Here is a 19,785-nt window from a genome sequence, read left to right on the forward strand (position 1 = left end):
CGGACGCTGGGTAAGCAACGCGCGCCGCGGCGACGCAGGTCAGGAATCGAAGCCGTTGCCGAAGATTCCGTCGCGCATGAGTCGCGTCACGACGTGGTCCGAATCCGGTATCGGAAAGTTGAAGTCCCACAGGCGGAACCCGCCGACGAGCACGCGGTCGTTCGCATCGACGAGCATCGTCATCGGCCAGCCCTGCGGCGTGACCTGCGAGGGATACTCGATCGACACGGTCGAGGTGGGGCCGCTGCCGCTGGCGTCGAATTGCACGATCGACTGCAGCGTGTCGCCGTTGTACGGATTGGGCATGATGCCGTTCGACGGCGTCGACACCACGAGGTCGCCGTTCGCGCGCACGACGAGGTCGGTCACGCTGGTGTTGATGCCGACCTCGACGGAACTGACGCCGGCGACGCCGAAACCGGGCGTCGGCGTGCCGTCCGGCTGCAGCGACACGAGCAGCACGGCGGTCAGCGTGTTGAAGAATTCGTCGTCGTGGTTCGCGTTGCCGGCGGCGATGATGCGGCCGTTGGCGGCGACCTGGATCGCGTGGATCGAGAGATCGTCGAAGTGCACGCCGGTGTTCAGCGAATAGCGCACGTAGCCGGCGTCGCCGAACGACGCCTCGGGTACGCCGGTCGCGGCGTCGATCGCAAGCACGTAACCGACGCTGCCGCGATCGCCCTGCGCGCTGCCGCCGACGAGCACGGCGCCATTGGAATCGAACGCGGCGGCGTACGCGTAGTCGTTGCCGTCGGCGACGAGATCGGGTGCGTAGACCCTTGATCCCGGCAGCGGCCCGCTGCCGTCGCCGAATCCGCTGTCGAGCGCGCCGGTTGCGGCGTCGAGCTTCGCGACGACGATGTCGCTCGAATGGCCGTTCGCTCCACCGGGATCGGTGTTGCCGACGACGTACAGCGCGCCGTCGCGATGCAGGATGCGCGCCGCGTCGCTGTTGAAGCCGGGCGCCGCGAGCGCGAGTTCGACCGTGCCGCCGTTGCCGAAGCCGGTGCACGGCGTGCCGTCGAACAGGAAGCAGGCGACGCCGGCATCGCCGAGCCCGGGGGTGTCGAGATAGTGGATGCCGGCGACGTAGAAGCGGTCGCCGACGCGGATCGCATCATGGATCTGGCCGATGCCGGTGTCCGCGAGCTGCTTGCCCCCCGTGCCGTAGGTCGGATCGAGTGCGCCGTCCGCATCGAGGCGCGAGATCGCGGCGCGGTCGCCCGTCGCGTCGGTGCGATGGAAGCCGATCATCCAGGTCGCGCCGTTGTCGGCGGGAATCAGGCGCACGGCCTCGTCCCAGGTGCCGTCCGCGTCGTTCCAGTTGACGACGGTGTAGCCGAGTCCGCCACCAAAGCCGGCATCGACGACGAGGTCGCTGCCGATCGACTGTCCGACGACATCGGCGAACGCGGGAACGGACGTGGCGACGATACCGACGGCGAGCGCGACGAGCGCGCGGGACTGCTTGCGCATGCTGTACCTCGAAAGTAGGGCAGGTGTCGGCGGCGAACGCCCCGGCACCAGGAACCTCCGACCTTCGTCCAGCGCTGTCGCGCTGTCAAACCCCTGCAGCGGCAGATTTGTGCCATTGGCACAAATCTGCCGCGCATGCGCGCCTCAGGGCGGCGCTTCGAAACCGCTGTGGAACAGGCCGTCGGAGAGATTGTCGTAGGCGATCAGCGTGACGGTATTCTGGGAAATCGAAAGGCCGCCCGGCGCGACGCAGGCGTTCACGACATGCGTGCCGTCGTAGTCGGTCAGGACGATGTGCGCGGTCAAACCCGGACACGCCACGGTGACGTTCGCAGGATCGTCGTCGAGCGCGGCGCCTGTGCGTGGCAGCAGCAGCAGAAGCAGCACGGGAGACAGTCGCAGCGGCGCGCGCTGCAGAAGGAGATTTCCAATAGCCATTGATCGAAAGCTACGTGATCGAATGACAGCAGAATGTAAAAACGAAGCAAGGATTTCGTGCGCCGATGCGTCCGTCGTCACGTTGTCGAGTCGCCACGTGCGCCGCACATCATGCGGCATCGGACGGCAGCGTGCATGGCGAGCGCGGGTTCGGAGCGTGCATCGTGGTGCTTGGAGCCTGCATGCGCGGGTTGGGTGCGCGCAGGCCCGGGTTGCGATCGCGCAGGTCGCGGGTTCGATCGCGCACCAGGATGGTGCGCACGCGCACGAAAAAGATCGACGTGCGCAGGAAGGCCTTGCGAGCGCCGAGGAAAACCTTCGGCGCTCGGAAGGGTGGGGTTGGAAATCGCGATGCTTGTGCGTCGACGCGTGCAGCGCCGGGATGGTCGCGCGAACGTTCCGGTTGCACGACTGCACGCCGAAGGTCGACGCGCGAAGCTTTTTGCATCGATCGTGCAAGTCCGCGCTTGAATTCATCGAAGTCCCGGCTTGCGCGCACCGAAGGTTTTCGTTGGCGATCGAAAGTCTTTGTTGGAGCCTTCAAGCTCCGGCATGCGCGCATGCACCTCTCAGGTGCAACACCGCGGCCCATCCGTGCGCGTTCCGATGATTTTCGTGCGCGATCCGCCCGTCGGCTTGCGTGTTTGGACGTGGATCCCTGCGCGGGCGCAAGCTCCTGTTCGGAGCGTCCATCGGCGGTGTGGTGCGCGCGCCTTTTCGCCTGCGCGCGGGGGCTGCGGCCGTGCACAGACCGAGTCCCGGGATGGGACGTGGACGTCCGCGTCTGGTGTCGAAAGGGTCAGTCGACCCTGCCGGAAGTCACCCGGTCGTTCGGCACGGTGTTTTAGTTCAATAGAACACCATACTACCCCGGTGCGGCGCGCTCTGGCGCCACTTCCGGGGACAACATGGCTTGCCAATTGACCGTCGAGGCGGTCCGCTACCGTTACGCCAAGGGTTTCGAGGCCGTCGCCGGCATCGACCTCGACATGGGCCCCGGCATCCTCGGCCTGCTCGGGCCGAACGGGGCGGGCAAGTCGACCCTGATGCGCATCCTGGCGACGCTGGCCCGGCCAAGCGTCGGGCGCGTGCTGTGGAACGGCGTCGACATCGCGCGCACGCCGAACGCGCTGCGCGCGGAGCTCGGTTACCTGCCACAGGATTTCGGCATCTATCCGTCGTTGAGCGCGCGCGAGTTCCTCGCCTATCTCGCCGCGGTCAAGGGCCTGCCGCCGGCGCGCGCGCAGTCGCGCATCGAGGAATGCCTCGGCCTGGTCGGTCTCGGTGATGCGGCCGATCGTCGCCTCGGCGATTTTTCCGGCGGCATGCGCCAGCGCGTCGGCATCGCGCAGGCGCTGCTCAACGACCCGCGCCTGCTGATCGTCGACGAGCCGACGGTCGGCCTCGATCCGGAAGAGCGCCTGCGCTTCCGCCACCTGATGACGGATCTCGCCGGCGATCGCCTCATCATCCTGTCCACGCACATCGTCTCGGATGTCGAAGCGAGCGCGACCGCGCTCGCGGTGATGGCGAAGGGGAAACTGCTGTTCGCCGGCGCGCCCGAACCGCTGGTCGCGCAGGCGCACGGGCACGTGTGGGAGTGGCTCGTGCCGGAATCGCAGCTCGCGCAGGCGCGCACGCAGTTCACGATCAGCAGTTCGCTGCGCCGGCCCGACGGCGTGCGCCTGCGCGTCGTCGCGGCGCGCGCGCCGTCGAACGATGCACAGGCCGTGACGCCGGATCTCGACGACGCGTACCTGTGGCTGCTCGCCCGCGACGGCGTGCGCTGACATGGACGCGATCCGGCGTTTCAACGCGATCGTGCTCGCGGACCTGCGCGAGCGCAGCCGCAGCACGCGCTTCTGGGTCGTGCTCGCCCTCGTCGGCATCGCGACCTGGGCGTGTTTCCCCGGCGTCGAGAGCGGGCGCTTCGCGGTCGGTTTCGGCGACGACACGCGCGCGGCGTATTCGAGCGCGTGGGCCGGCCTCGTGCTCGGGCTCATGTACTCGACGATGCTGTCGCTGGTCGGCTTCTACCTCGTGCGCGGCACGCTCGTGCGCGACTTCGACACGCGCGTGTGGCAGCTGCTCGTGGCGACGCCGATGACGCGCGCGGGTTACCTGCTCGCGAAATGGACGAGCCACATGGCGGTGTTCGGCCTGATCATGCTGGTCGGACTCGCGGTGGCCGTCGCGGCGCAATGGGTGCGCGCCGAGGACCGCGCCTTCGATCTGGTCGAACTGCTCAAGCCGGTCGTCGTGATCGCGCTGCCCGCTCTCGCGTTCAGTGCGTTCCTCGCCGTGCTGTTCGACCTCGTGCCGTGGTTGCGGCGCACCGCCGGCAACGTGCTGTTCTTCTTCGTCTGGATGTTCCTGTTCGTGGTCATGTGCGTGGCCCTCGATCCGCACAAGTCCGCGTGGGCGCACGCCACCTGGATCAGCGATCCGAGCGGCATCGTCATGGTCATGCGCGACATGTCGGCGACGCTGGTCCGCTCCGCACCCTGGGTCAAGGCGACGGACATCAGCATCGGCATGAGCGACCACGTTGCGTCGCTGCATTTGTTCCAGTGGCGGGCGTGGCCGATGCACGCGCGCGATCTCGCCGGGCGCGGCGTGTGGGTGCTGCTGTCGGTGCTCGGCGTGGTCGCGCTCGCGCCCGCGCTCGACCGCGCCGCATCGCGCATGCGCAGCGCGGCGGTTGCACAGGGCGCGAACGCCGGGCGGCGCCTGGCCTGGCTCGACCGCGTGCTGCGACCGCTCGCGTCGACGCGCCTCGGCCTGCTGCTCGCGGCCGAGCTCAAGCTCGTGCTGCGCCAGCGCCGCGCCGCATGGTGGCTCGCGCTTGCGATCGCGTGGGGCGCGCAGGTGTCCGGCAATCGCGAGGCGATCGGCGTCGGCGTGATCGGCGCATGGCTCGCAAGCATCGACGTGTTCGCACGCGCGGTGCTGCGCGAGCGCGAGACCGGCACCGGATCGCTGTTGTGGTCTGCTGCCGGCGCGGCCCGGCGCCTGCTGTTCGCGCGTGTCGGCGTCGCGCTCGTGCTCGCAGTGCTGGCCGTCGCGCCGGCGCTGCTGCACCTGTGCGCGAGCGATCCGCCCGCGGCCTGCGCGCTGCTGCTGGCGGCCGCCAACGTTGCGTTCGCGGGCCTTGCACTCGGCATCCTCTGCCGCAATCCGCGCCCGTTCGAACTGCTGCTGGTCGTGCTCGCCTACGCGGGCGTGCAGGGGCAGGGTCCGCTCGCCGTGCTCGCCGACGCGCGCGGCCTGCTGTACCTGCACGGTCTTGTCCTGCCGCTGCTGGTCGCGATCGTGGTCGTGTTGTGGCCGCGCTTCTCGCGCTGACGCGATGCACGGGGGACGCACGCGGAACGCACACCTCGCCTGGAGAAGGTGAGGTCCGCTCAACCCGCAGCAGGCAGACGTGCCGTCGGACGAGGGCTGCGCCGACCGCGCGGCGGAAGCCCTCGCAGTCCGATGCGGTGCGCCGCATGGGTTCAGCGTACTTCGGGGCCTTTTGCGGGATTTCGCCTCGCGCCGGATTCCGGCAAGCTATCCGCTGCATCAGCGTCTTCGAGTCACGACCATGCGCGATACCCCCGCCGCCATCGACGACGTCAGCGTCGAATTGCTCAACGACGACACGACGCCCTATGACTTCGTGGTGCAGATCCTGCAGTCGGTGTTCGGCAAGGACGTCGAACAGGCGCGCTCGCTCACCAATGCGATCCACAACAATGGGGTGGCGCGGCTGGGTCCGTTCGCACCCTCGATCGCGCAGTCCATGGTCGACGTCGCGGCTGAGCGCGCAAGAGTTGCGGAAGTTCCTTTCACCGTGCGTCTGGCGGGCGCGGCGACCACGAGCGGGACGATCGCCTGCAGTTTCTGTGCGCGGGCACAGGCGGACTGCAAGTGGATGTACCGCGGGTCCGCAGGTGCTTTCGTCTGCGATGCCTGCATCATCAATTCGGCGAAGGCAATGCATCTGCAGACACCGAGTTCGGTGATGCGCAATGTCTACGAGGTGCTCGACTGGCACTTCGGGGGTATTCCAGAGGCGGAGATCGTCGCGGTCGAGCGCACGTTTCCCGGGCGCATGCGCGCGGACCTGCAGCGTGCCCTCGACGAGGTGCTCGCGCAGGGCGAAGTCCGCCTCGTCGGTATCCACGGGGGGACCTCCTACGAGGCGATCACGTTCGCCGCATTGTTCGGCGAGCGGCGTCACCCCAAGGCCATCGGACCTCTCCAGTACGAGGAGGTGGATATCGGCGAGGACATGCCGATGCGCTGCCTCGCGAACGGCTTGTGGTTGCTGCGCGAATCGAACACTCCCGTCGTCGTGCTGCTGTCGCGACCACCGCGTCACGAGGGATCGCATCTTTCCGTCACCGTCGCGGCGCCGGCGGGAGCGATCGGCCAGCAATTCGCCGACTCACTGTTCCGTTCACTCGAGAAGGCGATCGCCGACGCCCGCTCGTACCGCGGGAAAGTCCTTTCGCTGGACCAGCAGGATCACTATCGCGGGTTTGCAACCGGTATCGCCGTGCACCGCCTGCCGCCAATCACGCGCGACGAGGTGGTTCTGCCGGAGGCGACCGTGCGCCTGATCGACCGCAATGTCGTGCAGTTCGCGCGACTGCGTCCAAAGCTCGTCGCGCTTGGTCAATCCGGCCGCAAGGGTCTGCTGTTCCATGGTCCGCCAGGCACCGGCAAGACCCATACGGTGCGCTACCTTGCTGGTTGCCTGCCGGACCACACGACCCTGCTCGTCACAGCGGGGCAGGCTGGACTGATTTCGGAGTACTTTGCGCTCGCGCGCCTCCTCCAGCCATCCATCCTCGTGATTGAAGACGCTGATCTCATCGCGCGCAACCGCGAAGACATGGGCAGCGCGTGTGAAGAGGTGCTGCTCAACCAGTTGCTCAATGAAATGGACGGGCTGAAACCGGATGCAGCGATCTTCGTCGTGCTGACGACCAATCGCCCGCAGGCACTCGAAGCCGCGCTGGCGCAGCGTCCCGGCCGCGTGGACCAGGCCGTCGAATTCCCGGCCCCCGATTTCGCGAACCGGCTAAAGCTCATCTCTCTCTACCGGGGCGACCTCGACATCGATTCAAAGGTGTCCGACGAGCTCGCACGGCGCACCGACGGGGTCAGCGCGGCGTTCATCAAGGAGCTCATGCGTCGCCTGTCGCAATTGGTGATCGAGCGCGCCAGCGGCACGCGCGTCGAAGCAAGCGATGTCGACGCGGCACTCGGCGAGCTTGCGCTCAACAACGACCGCCTTACTCGGACACTGCTCGGCGTCGGGGCCGGGTAGGGGCCAGCCGGTTGCGGCGGATCGCCAGCAATGGATGTGCAACGGGAATGAACGCTCGCGGATGACCGGCTCCCGCGGCGATGGAATCAGAACGCGCACTTGGCAGCGCGCACGCGTACCGCGACACTGTGGCTACCCATCGCGTGGGAGAGTGCAGATGCAGCGTCATCGCCTGGCTGGATCCGCATGGATCGCCGCGGGACTGTCACTTCTCGCGCTCGCGGGCTGTGCGGCGCCACCGCGACCTGCACCCGAGTCGACACCGTCACCGGTGCGGGCCTATGACCTCGTCGTGCGCGGCGGCATGCTCTACGACGGTACCGGCGCGCCGGGTCGCATCGCCGATGTCGGCGTGCGCGGTGATCGTGTCGTCGCGGTTGGCGACCTGTCGAACGCAAAGGCACTCAACAACGTCGACGCGCATGGCCTCGCGGTCGCACCGGGCTTCATCAACATGCTGTCGTGGGCGACCGACACGCTGATCGAAGACGGTCGTGGCCTGTCCGACATCCGGCAGGGCGTCACGCTCGAGGTGTTCGGCGAGGGCTGGTCGTACGGGCCGCTCAACGAGGCGCTGAAGCAGGAGATGAAGTCGCAGCAGGGGGACATCCGCTACGACATCACGTGGACCTCGCTCGGCGACTATCTCGGTTTTCTGGAGCACAAGGGCGTGTCGCCGAACGTCGCTTCGTTCGTCGGCGCGACGACCGTGCGCCAGTACGTGCTCGGCAGCGCGAACCGCGCGCCGGACGCGGCCGAACTCGCGCGCATGCAGGACCTCGTGCGCGAAGCGATGCACGAAGGCGCGCTCGGCGTCGGCTCCTCGCTGATCTACGCGCCGGCCGCCTACGCAAAGACCGACGAGCTGACCGCGCTCGTGCGCGCCGCGGCCGACAGCGGTGGCGGCTACATTTCGCACATGCGCAGCGAGGGTGATCGCCTGCTCGAATCGGTCGACGAACTCGTCGGGATCGCGCGCGCGACGGGTGCGCGCGCCGAGGCGTATCACCTGAAGGCGGCGGGCGCGGCGAACTGGCCGAAGATGGCGCAGGCGATCGCACGCATCGACGCCGCGCGCGCCGAAGGCTTGTCCGTGGGCGCGAACATGTACGCCTACACGGCCGGCGGCACGGGCCTGTACGCGTGCATGGACCCGGCGATCCAGGAAGGCGGGCTCGACGCGTGGATCGAGCGCCTGAAAAAACCCGCGGTGCGCACGCGCGTTGTGCGCGAGATGAAGCAGCCGGGCAAGGGCTGGGAGAACCTCTGCTTCCTCGCCGGTTCGCCGGACCGCATCGTGCTCAGCGGCTTCGACACGGAGAAGCTGAAACCCTTGTCCGGACGCACGCTCGCTGACATCGCCAAGGAACGCCACCGCAGTCCCGAGGACACGATCGTCGATCTCGTCATCGAGGACCACAGCCGCATCGACACGGTGTTCTTCCTCATGAGCGAGGACAACGTGAAACTCGGGTTGTCGCAGCCGTGGGTCGCGCTCGGTTCCGACGAAGGCGCGTACGCACCGGAAGGCGTGTTCCTCAAGCGCAAGGCGCATCCGCGCGCGTATGGCAACGTCGCGCGCTTTCTTGGCCACTACGTGCGCGACGAACGGGTCGCGACACTTGCCGACGGCGTGCGCCGCCTCACTTCGATGCCGGCGCAGGCGTGGAAGCTGAAGGATCGCGGCCTCGTCGCCAACGGCTATTTCGCCGACCTCGTCGTGTTCGATTCGGCGAAAGTCACCGACCACGCGACGTTCAATGAGCCCGCGCAGCTCGCCGATGGCGTTCGCGACGTGTTCGTCAACGGCATCGCCGTGCTCAGGAACGGCGAGCACACGGGCGCGACGCCGGGGCGCGTCGTGCGCGGGCCGGGCTGGCACGCATCCCCATAGCCCGCAGGCGACGCGCGACCGCCGGTCGCCCGGCGCCTGGAGGGCAGTGGCGCTCGACCGGCGCACGCGTGGCCGCCTGCCGGTCGTGCAGCCATGGCAGGGAAGTTCGGTTTTGACGCGATCTCGCGTTTCCCTTGATTGAAGCAGTCGATCGCGGCCCACGCCGAGTACCGCGTGGACTGGTACGTCATCGGCGGTGGGGGCGGCCTTTCCGCGGGCTCGTCGGTGTTCACCATCGAGGGCACCGTCGGCCAGCCGCTCGTCGTCGACTCGTGCAGTCCGGGTGCAGCCGAGTGCGCCACCGCGACTGGTCGCTGGCCAGCGGTTACTGGACGAACGTGCCGTGCGACACGACGCCTGACGTCGTCTTCTGCAGCGCGTTCGAAAACTGATCGATCAATCCGCAAGCATCCTTACGTGCAAGGAGTTCCGCGGTCGTCGCCGCCTGTGTCCTCTGCCGGCTTCAACCGACGGCGCTGTCCCGGGTGGCGGCGTCCTTCGCCGTCGCGATCGGATGCATGCACCTCGCGACGCACCCACCCATGCATTGACGGGTCCGACCCGCGGTCCTGCGGCGCTCGCGGGACCAGGTGTCGCACCTGCATGGGCCATCCGCGGGCATGGTCGATCGGCGACGAACGGGCGTGGCCCTGTCCGGTAAGCCAGTCCTGCCGATGTGCGTCACATCGGAACACGCGGCGGCGTTTGGAGGTCGACCGACGCCCCCGAATTCATCGTCGTGATCGCGCGGCCCTGGCCGTTCGCGCGCAACCCTTCTCATTCACGCGACCCGTCGTCGAGTCCGTGCTCAGACGTACTGATCGAATTGAATCAATGTTGCTGCGTCTGTAGCGGCGCTGTGGGTTCGGCGCACGCTCCGCGAGGAATCTGCTGCCCTCGAATCCACTATACATGTAATGGCGTATACATTGGCCTACGCATTGCAATGACCTTCGAACCGGTGGTCAGGCACTGCAAAAGGGCAGGGTCGGGCACACCAAGACGAAAGGATCCGCGCGCGGATCCGCGTCCGCCGCGGCAGGAGCGGCGACACGACACGGACACGGAGGAGGAACGTCACATGTGGACCCCAGCTGCCAATTCCTGCTTTTCCAGTTGCATGGACATGAGATCTTCGCGGAGGGATGCGCGATGAAAAGCTTGAAGATCTGCGACATCGGCCTCGCGCCGGACACCTCGCACGCGTTCCATTCGATGCTGAAGGTCGTTTCCGGCCGCTCCAAGGCGGCCTGGTCGGTGGGCGGCGTCGGCGACGCCGACGTGATGATCGCCTCGTCCGAAGGCGACCCCGCATCGTTCGCGGCGTGGGGCGCGAGCGGCAAGCCGTACGTACTCGTGATCGACGACCGCGGCAGCTGGCCGCCGGCGCCCTTCGTGTTGCGCCATCCGTTCCGCGTCATGCAGCTGCTTTCGATCCTCGACGACGTCGCCGAGGAGTTGTGCGCGCACTCTGCGCCGGCATCGGTCGACACCGCTGCATGGTCTGCTGCCGAAGCGTTGCGCCAGTGCATGTCGCGCGCCGGCAGCGGCGAATGGCAGGTCGCGCGTGGCGACCTCGGCGAGGAAATCTGGCTCGGTGGCGGCCACGCGCACGCCGATCCGTCCACGCTCGCGCGGCTGCGTGAACGCGATATCCATCTGTCCGCGTTCCGGCCGGTGCGCAACGGCCCCGGGGCCGGCACCACCGCGTTTCCGTTGTGCGACCTCGCCTGGTTCGTCGGCGTGCGCGGTGCGGGACAGCTGGCGCCGTGGCTCGAGGCCGACGCGGGCTACCGCCTGCGCCGCTGGCCCGACTTCGGCCGACTCGGCGTGACCGCGGGCCTGCTCGAACTGTGCGCGTATGCGACGACACGCGTGTGGACGCCGGCAGCACTCGCGAACGCAACCGGCCAATCGCCCGACGCCGTAAACCGCTTCCTCAATGCGGCTTCGCTCGCGGGACTGCTCGCGACGACGCACGCGGCGCGTGGCGAAGCATCGCACCCGCGCGCGGGCGCCGGCATGCCGAGCGGGTGGCGTCGCTTGATCGGTGGCCTGCGCCGCAAGCTCGGGCTCGCTGCATGAGCGAGGACGACGCAGGCGAATTCAAGATCGTCTTCACCGGCCCGATGGGCGCGGGCAAGACGACCGCGATCGCCGCGATCAGCGAAATCGCGCCGGTGCAGACCGAGGTCGACAACACCGACCAGGCTGCGCACTCGAAGGCGTCGACGACGGTCGGCTGCGACTTCGGCCGGCTGACGCTCGCCGAGGGCGGCGTGGTGCGGTTGTACGGGACGCCCGGCCAGGCGCGCTACCGCTTCATGTGGGACATCCTCGGCCGCGGTGCCGCCGGCGTGATCGTGCTGCTCGATGCGAGCCAGCCCGGGGCGCTCGTCCAGCTCGACCTGTTCGTCGACGCGTTCCTCCCGCACGTGCCGCAGGGCGCGCTCGTGGTCGGCGTCGGGCGAACCGGCGAACGCGGTGCGCCGACGACCGACGCGTTCGCCTCGCGCCTGGATGCCCGCGGCATCGTCGCGCCGGTGCTGTCGGTCGACGTGCGCCGCAGGGAAGACGTGATGATGCTGGTGCGCACGCTTGTGTGCATCCTCGATTCGATTGCCCACGGAGCCGATGCATGAGCAAGGCACGACCTGCCAAGCTGTCGCGCGAGCTCGCGCGCAAGGTGCTGGAGAGCTTTCGCGAAGTCGCCGGCGCGCAGTGTGCGGTGCTGTTTTCCTCGGACGGGTTCGAGATCGCGTCCTACGCGACCGACGCAAACGCCTCGGCACGCTTCGCGGCGATCGGCAGTTCGCTCGCCGCCCTCGGTACGGCGCTGTCGACCGAAGCCGGCCTCGGCGAGTTCGGCCGCGTGACCATCGAAAGCGAAGGCGGCGCCGTGACGATCATGCGCGTCGGCAGCGGGCAGTCGATGTCGCTCGCCGTCGTCGCCAACCGCAACGCCGTGCTCGGCCAGTTGCTGTGGACGACGCAGCGCTGCTGCCAGGCGCTCGCGAAACTGCTCGACCCCTGATTCACCACCACGCCGCGGACGGAAGAGGCACCGACCGCGACGCAGCCACCCCGATGTCTCGGAGAACAACCATGGCAAACATCAACGAAGGTCTGGCGAAACTGCTCGAAATCGACGGCGCGATGTGCGCCGCGATCGTCGACGCCAACAGCGGCATGCTGCTCGGCAAGGCGGGCTCGGGCGTCGATCTCGACCTCGCGGCGGCCGGCAATACCGAGGTCGTGCGCGCGAAGATGAAGACGATGAAGTCGCTCGGCCTCAACGACACCATCGAGGACATCCTCATCACGCTCGGCAAGCAGTACCACATCATCCGTCCGGTCGCGACGAAGCCCGGGCTGTTCATCTACCTCGTTCTCGACAAGGCGAAGTCGAACCTCGCGCTCGCGCGCCGTGCCGCGCAGGATGTCGAGGCCACCCTGCAGTTCTGACCCTGCGTTGCCCCGCGGGAAGATGGCGGCGACGCAGGGCGGGGGTCCCTGCGTCGTCGCCATCGCATGTTCCAGTTCTTTCGCAGCGCCCGCGACCGGCGTCTGGGCGACGCACCTGCCTCACGGCGAAACAGGATCGAACCCGTCGGCGAACAGGCGGTCGAGTTCGTAGGCGCCGATGTCCACGTGCGGCCCGACCAGGCGCGGGCCACCATCCAGGGAACCGCCCGTCACGCCGCCGCCGGCCGCGTTGAGGCCCGCATCGACAAGCGGCGAGCTGCGCTTGACGCGAAAGTCGGTGGCGGACAGGAACTGCGGTGACGCGCTGAAGTTGCCGCTGCTGGTCGACGGCGTTTCGGTGCCGCCGCGGTTCTGCAGGTCGTTGTAGCGCACGTTTACGCTCGCGCTGCCGAGCGAGAGATCGAGGCCCGGGTTGCCCCACAGGCTGTTGTTGGCGACGTCCCAGCCGCATGCGGGCTCGCCGCCGACGTAGACGCCGCCGACATCGCCGGCCGCGCCCGCGTCCGCGGTGTTGTCGTAGACCGTGTTGTTGATGAAGCGGCCGACGTTGCCGGATCCGTAGCAGTACACCACCGCGCCACCCGCCGCGATACTGATCGGCGTGTCGGCGTCGTTGCGCACGAACAGGTTGTTGCGCACGCTGATCGCGCCTTCGGAAATCGCGAACAGGCCCGCGCCGGCGGTGCTGTTCGCATGGTCGAGCGCGTTGTCGCTGAACACGTTCGATTCGATCTCGATGTCGTAGCCGCGGTTGACCGTGAGGCCGCCGGAAATGTTCTGGCTGGTCGCGCGGCCGCGCACGAACTCGAGGTTCGTGATGCGCACGCGTCCGTGCAGGAACAGCGTGCCGTACAGGTGCATTCCGGGCCGGGCGAACTCGCCATCGATGGTGCTGCGCCGCCCCGGCAGGCGGATTTGGCAGCCAGGGGACCAGCCGCCGCTGATGTCCAGATTGCCCGTGTTGGAGTCGCCGAAGGTGGCGTAAAAGCCGTTCGGCGACGTCGAACGATAGGTCCCGGCCTCGAGCCTGATCGAATCGTTGACGGCCGGGCTCTGTGCCGACGCCTGCAGGGCCAGCTGCAGGATGGTGCCGTCGGCCACGCAGTAGATCTCCGCGTGCGCGGACGTCGCGAGCGCCATGAACGCCAAGGGCAGCAACGACGAGGGTATTTTCATGCAGCGGTCGCCCGACGATGTCCCGCGCAGTCGCGCGGTCCCTGTCGTCCACGCATTCCGGCGGTGACGGAGGCCACGCGCTCGCGCCTCCCGCTGCGACATGGCTGCATCGGCGCGCCGCTTGCTGAGCGGGTGCTGAGCGCCCGCGCGTGCCGTTCAGCGCCCGCGCTGTCCCCGCGTGACATGGTCGATCCCCGAAAAGCGGGGCCCGCTGCCTCCAGTTCCACCTCTGACACCCCACATCGAGGAATCCCATGGATGCCATCACGCTGCTCAAGAACGACCACAAGGAGATGCGCGCCTTGCTCGGCGCGCTCGAAGCAACGACGTCGCGCGCCGTGAAGAAGCGCCAGAGCCTGCTCAACAAGATTGAGACGAACCTCAAGGCGCATACGTCGATCGAGGAGGAGATCTTCTATCCGGCATTCAAGGAGGCCGGGCAGAAGTCCGATGACGACAAGATGTATTTCGAAGCGCTCGAAGAGCATCGCGCGGCAGGCGATCTGGTATTGCCCGACCTGCTGGGCACGGACCCGTCGACCGACAATTTCAGCGGGCGCGCCAAGGTGCTCAAGGAACTCGTCGAACATCATGCCGACGAAGAGGAAAAGGAGATGTTCCCGCGCGCAAGGAAGTTGCTCGACAAGGCGGAACTCACCGCCCTCGGCGAACAGATGGAACAGCGCAAACGCGAGCTGGCAGGTCGTTGAGCCGCCGCTTGCTCCCATCCAATCCCAACCAGGGGACACCCATGACCATGGAAATTTCCGCAGCACGCCGGGAAACGGTTGCCTTCGGAACGGGCGAGGACGTGAATCTGTCCGGCGTCAGCTGGGCCGCGGTTCTCGCCGGCGCCGCAGGCGCGGCCGCGCTGTCCTACGCGCTCGTGATCCTCGGCTTCGGCCTCGGCTTGTCATCCGTCTCGCCGTGGGCCGCCGCGGGCGCATCCGCTACGACGATCGGCGTCGCGACGATCCTGTGGCTGACGCTGACGCAGATCGCCGCTTCCAGCCTCGGCGGCTACATCGCCGGACGGCTGCGCGTGAAGTGGCCGACCGTGCATACCGACGAAGTCTATTTTCGCGACACCGCGCACGGCTTCCTGAGCTGGGCGGTGGCCTCGTTGCTGGTCGCCGCATTCCTGGCCAATGCCATCGCCGGTGTGATCGGCGGTGGCGCGAAGATCGCGGCCACGACCGCGGGTACGGCCGCCGCCGCGGCCGGAGTGGTCGCGACGAAAGCCGCCGGCGAACTCGATGCGCAGGGATACTTCGTGGATTCGCTGTTGCGTGCGCCTCCCGCCGCTGCGACGGACGCTTCGTTGCCGGCACCGGCCTCGACCGATGCCCAGGTCCGTGACGAAGTCGGCCGCATCTTCGCGACGTCGATTGCCACGGGAGACCTGTCCGCCGCCGATCGCGCGTATCTGGGCCAGGTGGTCGCGCGTCGCGCGGGCATCGATCCGGTGCAGGGCGAACAACGCGTGAACGATGTCTACGTGCAGTTCAAGCAATCGGTCGAGAATGCGAAGACGAACGCGAAGGAAGCCGCGGACACTGCGCGCAAGGCGAGTGCCGGCATCGCCATCTGGTTGTTCATCTCGTTGCTGTGCGGCGCATTCTTCGCGAGCCTGTCCGCCACCATCGGCGGGCGTCATCGCGATGTGTTCGTCCATGGTCCCCGCACCGCCCACCGCTGATTCCAGGAGTTTCCATGCGCTCACTACTGCTCTGGCTGCTCGGCGTCCCGATTCCGATCATCATCCTGATCGCGTTGTTCGTGCGGTAGGCCGCGGCAACACTCGATCTTCGTGACGGCGACGGACCGACGCCCTTGCGGCGTCGGTCCGAATATCGCATCTACGCGTACGTGCCGTTACTCGGAAAACTCGATCGGCGTGTCGAGGTCTTCGCAGAAATTCTGCTTGCTCGGCTCACTGAAGCTGCCGTCGCTGAACTTCGCTCTGATCCACTGGTCGCAACCTTCATTGTTGGTGCTGGCGTCCCACACCATCGTCTCGGTCTTGCCCGGCGCGATGCCCTTGCCGATGTCGAAGTCGCCCCATTCCTTCTTGTCTTCCGAGACCTGCAGCTTTGTGATGCGTGATTCCGTCGTGTTGCTCACCTTGAAGTGCCACTGGTCGGCGGCCGTCGCATGCAGGACGGGCAGTGCGAGCGCGGCGAACAGAAGACCCGCACGCATCGTGTTGGTGGTGGACATGAATTCCCCTTGTTGTTCTTCGTGGAATGCCTGCGCCGTTGCGGCGATGGCTTGAACGCACTCCGCAGTGCGGATGTCGCCGCTGCATCAAAGCGCGCTAGAGCGTCGAAGCAAGAACGGTGCCATGGAACGGTCGACACCAGCGCGGGCCTGGCGCCTCCGTGCACGGGCATGCATGTCCCTTCATGACACACGCGGACACAGAATGTGACAGCGCGGAATTCCGCGTCCTGCTCTTCACCTTGCATGAGCGAATCTTCTGATCACATCGCCTTAACGTCTGCGGGCGCATTGTCTAGGGCATCAAAGAGGGGTGCTCATGGGCTTTGCGATGAATCCGAATGGAAGCTGGCAACAGGTCGCCATTTTTGAAGTGGAAGGCGGCGCAAGCATCGTCGATTCCCTGCTGACCAGGTTGAGGGCCGAATTCGAATCCTCCGAATGGGTGGTCCTGCCAGTCCCGCGCTGTCTGCCCGCGCGCGTCTGGTTCCAGGCGCGCGTGGATTTCGGGATCGGGGAGCGGCGAGCCATCCGTGTGGCGTCATGCCTCATCGAAGAAGTGGGGCGCGCGAAACTCCCCGGCTATCGCCTTGTGGCCGGCAGGGAATGGCTGGATCTCGCGGTGGCACAGATGCATGCCGAAGTGGCTCCCGGCGTCTCGCCGGAATTCGCGACCACTCCCGAGCGGCGGCGGCCCGGCTGCAACCGGAATCCTGCCGGCGTTGCGCATTGGCTTGCCAGGCGTTGGGTGAACAGGGTGTCGCCTTCCAGGACATTCCTGCGCAACACGGGTTGATTCAGCGTGTGCTGCGGATCGGCCGGTTTGCCGATCTCGTCCGCACCTTGCGCGCGTGCAGGTCTTCCGCATCGTCGAGGGAATGGGTTGCTTTGAGGCCGCCTTCCTCCTCCGCGAGTTTGGAGAGCTTGCAATAGAACGTGCGTAGCCTCTCGAGGTCCGCTTCGTCGAGATCCTCGACCGCGACCACGCGATTGCTTGCTTGCTCATGTGCCGCAAGCAACTCGTTGAGCTTGATGTGGACCGCGAGGCTGTCCTTGTTCTGTGATTGCTGGATCAGGAACACCATCAGGAACGTCACGATCGTCGTGCCGGTGTTGATGACCATCTGCCAGCCTTCGCTGAAGCGGAAGATCGGTCCGGTGAGCGCCCACACCAGCACGCAACCGAGTGCGATCGAGAATGCCCAGGGCGAGCCGGCCAGGCGGGTCACGCTACCCGCGAATCGATCGAAGATGGAATGTCTTTCGCTGTAGGTGACGGGGCGCTCTGTCATGGCGGTGGCTTCCTGAGGTTTCGCAGTTCTGCCGGCTGGTGTTCGAGGATCGACGCGTCGGGCATGACGCGGCTCGACCACGACAAGGCGGTCACGCATGCGCCGCGCGGGAATGCGAACCCCCGCATTTCGCGTGCGCGCAGGCGCAGGATGCGTCGGCGACGCGGGCAAATCCCTGCTGGGATTCGCGACAGGCTTCGCTGCACCATCGTTCCGGCGGTTCCACGTTGCAGGTGCAACCGTCATGGGCGCACCGTCGAGCGGCCGCCTTGTCCTCGTCGTGCTTGTCGCCAGTCGTGCGGATCGCCGGAACGAACGGAGATACCGGATCGCTGGTCGGGAACGTCTCCTCGAGCGCTTCGTCGAGCGCGTCGCTCTCCCGCGCCTTGCGCTCGCTGCGTTCGGTGGGCGTTTCCTCGTGCGGCGGTGAATGTCCGTCGTGCGGCAGGTCCTTGCGGTCGCGTTTGGGCATGGTGCTTCTCCGGTGCCATGCACCGGAGGATGGGCCGCGTTCTTATGACGGTGGCTGAATCTTCGAATCGGCGCACGCGCCCTGTTCAGCGTGCATGGCGAGTGAGGGCGCGCCATGTGCGAAGGCACGCCGGTCCATTTCACCCATTGTCCCGTGGTCGGAATGCAGTGGTGCGCGCACGATGGGCCACGGCTCGGCTAGCATGTCGACACCCTGACGTCCGCGAGCCATCCATGCCGTCGATCATTTCCGTGCGCAACGTCGGCAAGGTCTATTCGTCGGGGTTCAATGCGCTGCGCAACATCGACCTGGAGATCCGTCGTGGCGAGATCTTCGCCCTGCTCGGACCGAACGGTGCCGGCAAGACCACGCTGATCAGCATCATCTGCGGCATCGTCAACGCGTCCTCGGGCAGCGTGACCGTGGACGGACACGACATCGTGCGAGACTTTCGCGCGGCGCGTTCGAAGATCGGCCTGGTCCCGCAGGAACTGTCGACCGACGCGTTCGAGAGCGTGTGGGCGACGATGCGCTTCAGCCGCGGCCTGTTCGGCAAGGCGCCCGACCCGCAACAGCTGGAGAAGGTGCTGCGCGAACTCTCGCTGTGGGACAAGCGCGACAGCAGGATCATGACCCTCTCGGGCGGCATGAAGCGACGCGTGCTGATCGCGAAGGCACTGTCGCACGAACCGTCGATCCTGTTCCTCGACGAACCTACTGCGGGTGTCGACGTCGAGCTGCGCCACGACATGTGGCGGATGGTGCGCCGCCTTCGGGACGAGGGCGCGACGATCATCCTGACCACGCACTACATCGAGGAAGCCGAGGAGATGGCGGACCGCATCGGCGTGATCGCCAGGGGCGGGCTCGTCGTGGTCGAGGACAAGGCGACCCTCATGCGCAAGCTAGGGCGCAAGCAGCTGACGCTGACCCTGCGCACGCCGTTGCAGCAGGTGCCGGCGGCGCTGGCCGGGCTGCCGCTCGAGCTCGCCAATGACGGCCACGCGCTGGTTTACACGTTCGACACGCAGACGGACGAGACCGGCATCGCCGCCCTGCTCAGGCAACTGGCCGAGCAGGGCATCGATTTCAAGGACCTGCATTCGAGCGAAAGCTCGCTCGAGGACATCTTCGTCGGCCTCGTGCACGGCAACGGCAAGGCGCAGGAGGCGGCCGCATGAACCTGCACGCCGTCCGCGCGATCTACCGCTTCGAAATGGCGCGCACTTTCCGAACGATCACGCAGTCGATCGCCTCGCCGGTGCTGTCGACCTCGCTCTACTTCGTCGTATTCGGTGCCGCGATCGGCTCGCGCATGGGCGAGATCGGCGGCGTGAGCTACGGCGCCTTCATCATCCCGGGCCTGATCATGCTGTCGCTGCTCAACGAAAGCATCTCGAACGCCTCGTTCGGCATCTACATGCCGAAGTGGGCCGGCACGATCTACGAACTGCTGTCGGCGCCGGTGTCCTTCATCGAAGTCGTGCTCGGCTACGTCGGCGCCGCGGCGACCAAGTCGGTGATGCTCGGCGTGCTGATCCTGGTCACTGCGCGCTTCTTCGTGCCATACCAGATCGCGCATCCGCTGTGGATGGCGTTCTTCCTGGTGCTGACCGCGGTCACCTTCAGCCTGTTCGGTTTCATCATCGGCTTGTGGGCCGACGACTTCCAGAAGCTGCAGGTGATCCCGCTGATGGTGGTCACGCCGCTGACCTTCCTCGGCGGTGCGTTCTACTCGATCAACATGCTGCCGCCGCTGTGGCAGAAGATCACCCTGTTCAATCCCGTCGTGTACCTGATCAGCGGCTTCCGCTGGAGCTTCTACGGTGTCGCCGACGTCAACGTCGCGGTCAGCGCGCTGGCGACGCTCGGCTTCCTCGCGCTCTGCCTCGTCGCGGTGTGGTGGATCTTCCGCACCGGCTACAAGCTGCGCAGCTGAGCGCACGCAGGGACGGCAGCGACGCCGCGTGCCGTCACCGCGGCTTCGAATCTGCGACGCGGTCCGCAAGCC

Annotated in this window: 20 protein-coding genes; 13 read left to right on the plus strand and 7 right to left on the minus strand. The window is 67.0% G+C overall.

All coding sequences use genetic code 11. From position 1 onward, the window contains the following. Nucleotides 1–39 precede the first annotated feature (39 nt). The 3 genes from ACILRJ_RS14495 to ACILRJ_RS14505 form a co-directional block, all read right to left on the minus strand. A complete protein-coding gene (locus ACILRJ_RS14495; protein WP_395683913.1) occupies nucleotides 40–1,476 on the minus strand; it encodes a hypothetical protein in 1,437 nt (478 codons plus the stop codon). Between the two features lie 144 nt (nucleotides 1,477–1,620). After that, the gene (locus tag ACILRJ_RS14500) at nucleotides 1,621–2,034 is read right to left on the minus strand and encodes a hypothetical protein (protein WP_395683914.1); all 414 of its coding nucleotides are present in this window, start codon (nucleotides 2,032–2,034) and stop codon (nucleotides 1,621–1,623) included. Continuing rightward, nucleotides 2,024–2,506: a hypothetical protein gene (locus ACILRJ_RS14505; RefSeq protein ID WP_395683915.1), complete on the minus strand. Its 483-nt coding sequence runs from the start codon at nucleotides 2,504–2,506 to the stop codon at nucleotides 2,024–2,026. The genes ACILRJ_RS14500 and ACILRJ_RS14505 overlap by 11 nt, the downstream gene beginning before the upstream one ends. A 316-nt stretch (nucleotides 2,507–2,822) precedes the next feature. On the opposite strand from ACILRJ_RS14505, the gene ACILRJ_RS14510 reads away from it, so the two are divergent. The 8 genes from ACILRJ_RS14510 to ACILRJ_RS14545 all read left to right on the plus strand — a co-directional run bounded on the left by ACILRJ_RS14510 (nucleotide 2,823) and on the right by ACILRJ_RS14545 (nucleotide 12,593). Then, on the plus strand, nucleotides 2,823–3,704 hold the full coding sequence (locus ACILRJ_RS14510) for an ABC transporter ATP-binding protein (protein WP_395683916.1): 882 nt from the start codon (nucleotides 2,823–2,825) through the stop codon (nucleotides 3,702–3,704). A gap of 1 nt (nucleotide 3,705) precedes the next feature. After that, nucleotides 3,706–5,259 carry an ABC-2 transporter permease gene (locus tag ACILRJ_RS14515; protein WP_395683917.1) on the plus strand — a complete coding sequence of 518 codons (1,554 nt, stop codon included), beginning with the start codon at nucleotides 3,706–3,708 and terminating at the stop codon, nucleotides 5,257–5,259. A 241-nt stretch (nucleotides 5,260–5,500) separates the two neighbouring features. Further along, entirely contained in the window at nucleotides 5,501–7,234 is a 1,734-nt protein-coding gene (locus tag ACILRJ_RS14520; RefSeq protein WP_395683918.1) for an ATP-dependent Clp protease adaptor ClpS, read from the plus strand. A 157-nt stretch (nucleotides 7,235–7,391) separates the two neighbouring features. Continuing rightward, nucleotides 7,392–9,128: an amidohydrolase family protein gene (locus ACILRJ_RS14525; protein WP_395683919.1), complete on the plus strand. Its 1,737-nt coding sequence runs from the start codon at nucleotides 7,392–7,394 to the stop codon at nucleotides 9,126–9,128. A 1,152-nt stretch (nucleotides 9,129–10,280) separates the two neighbouring features. Next, nucleotides 10,281–11,213: a hypothetical protein gene (locus tag ACILRJ_RS14530; protein WP_395683920.1), complete on the plus strand. Its 933-nt coding sequence runs from the start codon at nucleotides 10,281–10,283 to the stop codon at nucleotides 11,211–11,213. Beyond that, a complete protein-coding gene (locus ACILRJ_RS14535; RefSeq protein ID WP_395683921.1) occupies nucleotides 11,210–11,770 on the plus strand; it encodes a GTP-binding protein in 561 nt (186 codons plus the stop codon). Before ACILRJ_RS14530 ends, ACILRJ_RS14535 begins: the two co-directional genes overlap by 4 nt. Continuing rightward, entirely contained in the window at nucleotides 11,767–12,162 is a 396-nt protein-coding gene (locus ACILRJ_RS14540; protein WP_395683922.1) for a roadblock/LC7 domain-containing protein, read from the plus strand. Before ACILRJ_RS14535 ends, ACILRJ_RS14540 begins: the two co-directional genes overlap by 4 nt. 71 nt (nucleotides 12,163–12,233) lie before the next feature. After that, nucleotides 12,234–12,593: a hypothetical protein gene (locus ACILRJ_RS14545; protein WP_395683923.1), complete on the plus strand. Its 360-nt coding sequence runs from the start codon at nucleotides 12,234–12,236 to the stop codon at nucleotides 12,591–12,593. A 120-nt stretch (nucleotides 12,594–12,713) separates the two neighbouring features. Here ACILRJ_RS14545 and ACILRJ_RS14550 read toward each other — a convergent pair whose 3' ends face one another. Continuing rightward, nucleotides 12,714–13,790 (minus strand): hypothetical protein, encoded by a 1,077-nt coding sequence (locus ACILRJ_RS14550; RefSeq protein WP_395683924.1) that lies wholly within the window; start codon nucleotides 13,788–13,790, stop codon nucleotides 12,714–12,716. Between the two features lie 254 nt (nucleotides 13,791–14,044). On the opposite strand from ACILRJ_RS14550, the gene ACILRJ_RS14555 reads away from it, so the two are divergent. Further along, complete coding sequence (locus ACILRJ_RS14555; protein ID WP_395683925.1) at nucleotides 14,045–14,500, plus strand: hemerythrin domain-containing protein; 456 nt, start codon at nucleotides 14,045–14,047, stop codon at nucleotides 14,498–14,500. A gap of 101 nt (nucleotides 14,501–14,601) precedes the next feature. Next, nucleotides 14,602–15,489, plus strand: a complete 888-nt coding sequence (locus ACILRJ_RS14560) for a hypothetical protein (protein ID WP_395683926.1) — start codon at nucleotides 14,602–14,604, stop codon at nucleotides 15,487–15,489. A 176-nt stretch (nucleotides 15,490–15,665) separates the two neighbouring features. Here ACILRJ_RS14560 and ACILRJ_RS14565 read toward each other — a convergent pair whose 3' ends face one another. Next, the gene (locus ACILRJ_RS14565; protein ID WP_395683927.1) at nucleotides 15,666–16,010 is read right to left on the minus strand and encodes a hypothetical protein; all 345 of its coding nucleotides are present in this window, start codon (nucleotides 16,008–16,010) and stop codon (nucleotides 15,666–15,668) included. Nucleotides 16,011–16,329: 319 nt separating this feature from the next. Here ACILRJ_RS14565 and ACILRJ_RS14570 point away from each other — a divergent pair, with 319 nt between their 5' ends. Then, complete coding sequence (locus tag ACILRJ_RS14570; protein WP_395683928.1) at nucleotides 16,330–16,806, plus strand: hypothetical protein; 477 nt, start codon at nucleotides 16,330–16,332, stop codon at nucleotides 16,804–16,806. A gap of 1 nt (nucleotide 16,807) precedes the next feature. Here ACILRJ_RS14570 and ACILRJ_RS14575 read toward each other — a convergent pair whose 3' ends face one another. Together ACILRJ_RS14575 and ACILRJ_RS14580 are read right to left on the minus strand one after the other, a co-directional pair. Continuing rightward, nucleotides 16,808–17,401, minus strand: a complete 594-nt coding sequence (locus ACILRJ_RS14575) for a low affinity iron permease family protein (RefSeq protein WP_395683929.1) — start codon at nucleotides 17,399–17,401, stop codon at nucleotides 16,808–16,810. Beyond that, entirely contained in the window at nucleotides 17,394–17,774 is a 381-nt protein-coding gene (locus ACILRJ_RS14580) for a hypothetical protein (protein ID WP_395683930.1), read from the minus strand. Before ACILRJ_RS14580 ends, ACILRJ_RS14575 begins: the two co-directional genes overlap by 8 nt. 233 nt (nucleotides 17,775–18,007) lie before the next feature. On the opposite strand from ACILRJ_RS14580, the gene ACILRJ_RS14585 reads away from it, so the two are divergent. Then, the gene (locus tag ACILRJ_RS14585) at nucleotides 18,008–18,955 is read left to right on the plus strand and encodes an ABC transporter ATP-binding protein (protein WP_395683931.1); all 948 of its coding nucleotides are present in this window, start codon (nucleotides 18,008–18,010) and stop codon (nucleotides 18,953–18,955) included. After that, nucleotides 18,952–19,713, plus strand: a complete 762-nt coding sequence (locus ACILRJ_RS14590; RefSeq protein WP_395683932.1) for an ABC transporter permease — start codon at nucleotides 18,952–18,954, stop codon at nucleotides 19,711–19,713. The genes ACILRJ_RS14585 and ACILRJ_RS14590 overlap by 4 nt, the downstream gene beginning before the upstream one ends. The last annotated feature ends 72 nt before the right edge of the window (nucleotides 19,714–19,785 follow it).

Source organism: Dokdonella sp. (genome assembly GCF_044227025.1).
Taxonomy (GTDB): Bacteria; Pseudomonadota; Gammaproteobacteria; order Xanthomonadales; family Rhodanobacteraceae; genus Dokdonella_A.

Coding starts and splice junctions, on each gene's coding strand:
- ACILRJ_RS14495 (WP_395683913.1), bottom strand. CDS start 1,476: ATGCGCAAGCAGTCCCGCGCGCTCGTCGCGCTCGCCGTCGGTATCGTC.
- ACILRJ_RS14500 (WP_395683914.1), bottom strand. CDS start 2,034: ATGCCGCATGATGTGCGGCGCACGTGGCGACTCGACAACGTGACGACG.
- ACILRJ_RS14505 (WP_395683915.1), bottom strand. CDS start 2,506: ATGGGCCGCGGTGTTGCACCTGAGAGGTGCATGCGCGCATGCCGGAGC.
- ACILRJ_RS14510 (WP_395683916.1), top strand. CDS start 2,823: ATGGCTTGCCAATTGACCGTCGAGGCGGTCCGCTACCGTTACGCCAAG.
- ACILRJ_RS14515 (WP_395683917.1), top strand. CDS start 3,706: ATGGACGCGATCCGGCGTTTCAACGCGATCGTGCTCGCGGACCTGCGC.
- ACILRJ_RS14520 (WP_395683918.1), top strand. CDS start 5,501: ATGCGCGATACCCCCGCCGCCATCGACGACGTCAGCGTCGAATTGCTC.
- ACILRJ_RS14525 (WP_395683919.1), top strand. CDS start 7,392: ATGCAGCGTCATCGCCTGGCTGGATCCGCATGGATCGCCGCGGGACTG.
- ACILRJ_RS14530 (WP_395683920.1), top strand. CDS start 10,281: ATGAAAAGCTTGAAGATCTGCGACATCGGCCTCGCGCCGGACACCTCG.
- ACILRJ_RS14535 (WP_395683921.1), top strand. CDS start 11,210: ATGAGCGAGGACGACGCAGGCGAATTCAAGATCGTCTTCACCGGCCCG.
- ACILRJ_RS14540 (WP_395683922.1), top strand. CDS start 11,767: ATGAGCAAGGCACGACCTGCCAAGCTGTCGCGCGAGCTCGCGCGCAAG.
- ACILRJ_RS14545 (WP_395683923.1), top strand. CDS start 12,234: ATGGCAAACATCAACGAAGGTCTGGCGAAACTGCTCGAAATCGACGGC.
- ACILRJ_RS14550 (WP_395683924.1), bottom strand. CDS start 13,790: ATGAAAATACCCTCGTCGTTGCTGCCCTTGGCGTTCATGGCGCTCGCG.
- ACILRJ_RS14555 (WP_395683925.1), top strand. CDS start 14,045: ATGGATGCCATCACGCTGCTCAAGAACGACCACAAGGAGATGCGCGCC.
- ACILRJ_RS14565 (WP_395683927.1), bottom strand. CDS start 16,010: ATGTCCACCACCAACACGATGCGTGCGGGTCTTCTGTTCGCCGCGCTC.
- ACILRJ_RS14570 (WP_395683928.1), top strand. CDS start 16,330: ATGGGCTTTGCGATGAATCCGAATGGAAGCTGGCAACAGGTCGCCATT.
- ACILRJ_RS14575 (WP_395683929.1), bottom strand. CDS start 17,401: ATGCGTGACCGCCTTGTCGTGGTCGAGCCGCGTCATGCCCGACGCGTC.
- ACILRJ_RS14580 (WP_395683930.1), bottom strand. CDS start 17,774: ATGCCCAAACGCGACCGCAAGGACCTGCCGCACGACGGACATTCACCG.
- ACILRJ_RS14585 (WP_395683931.1), top strand. CDS start 18,008: ATGCCGTCGATCATTTCCGTGCGCAACGTCGGCAAGGTCTATTCGTCG.
- ACILRJ_RS14590 (WP_395683932.1), top strand. CDS start 18,952: ATGAACCTGCACGCCGTCCGCGCGATCTACCGCTTCGAAATGGCGCGC.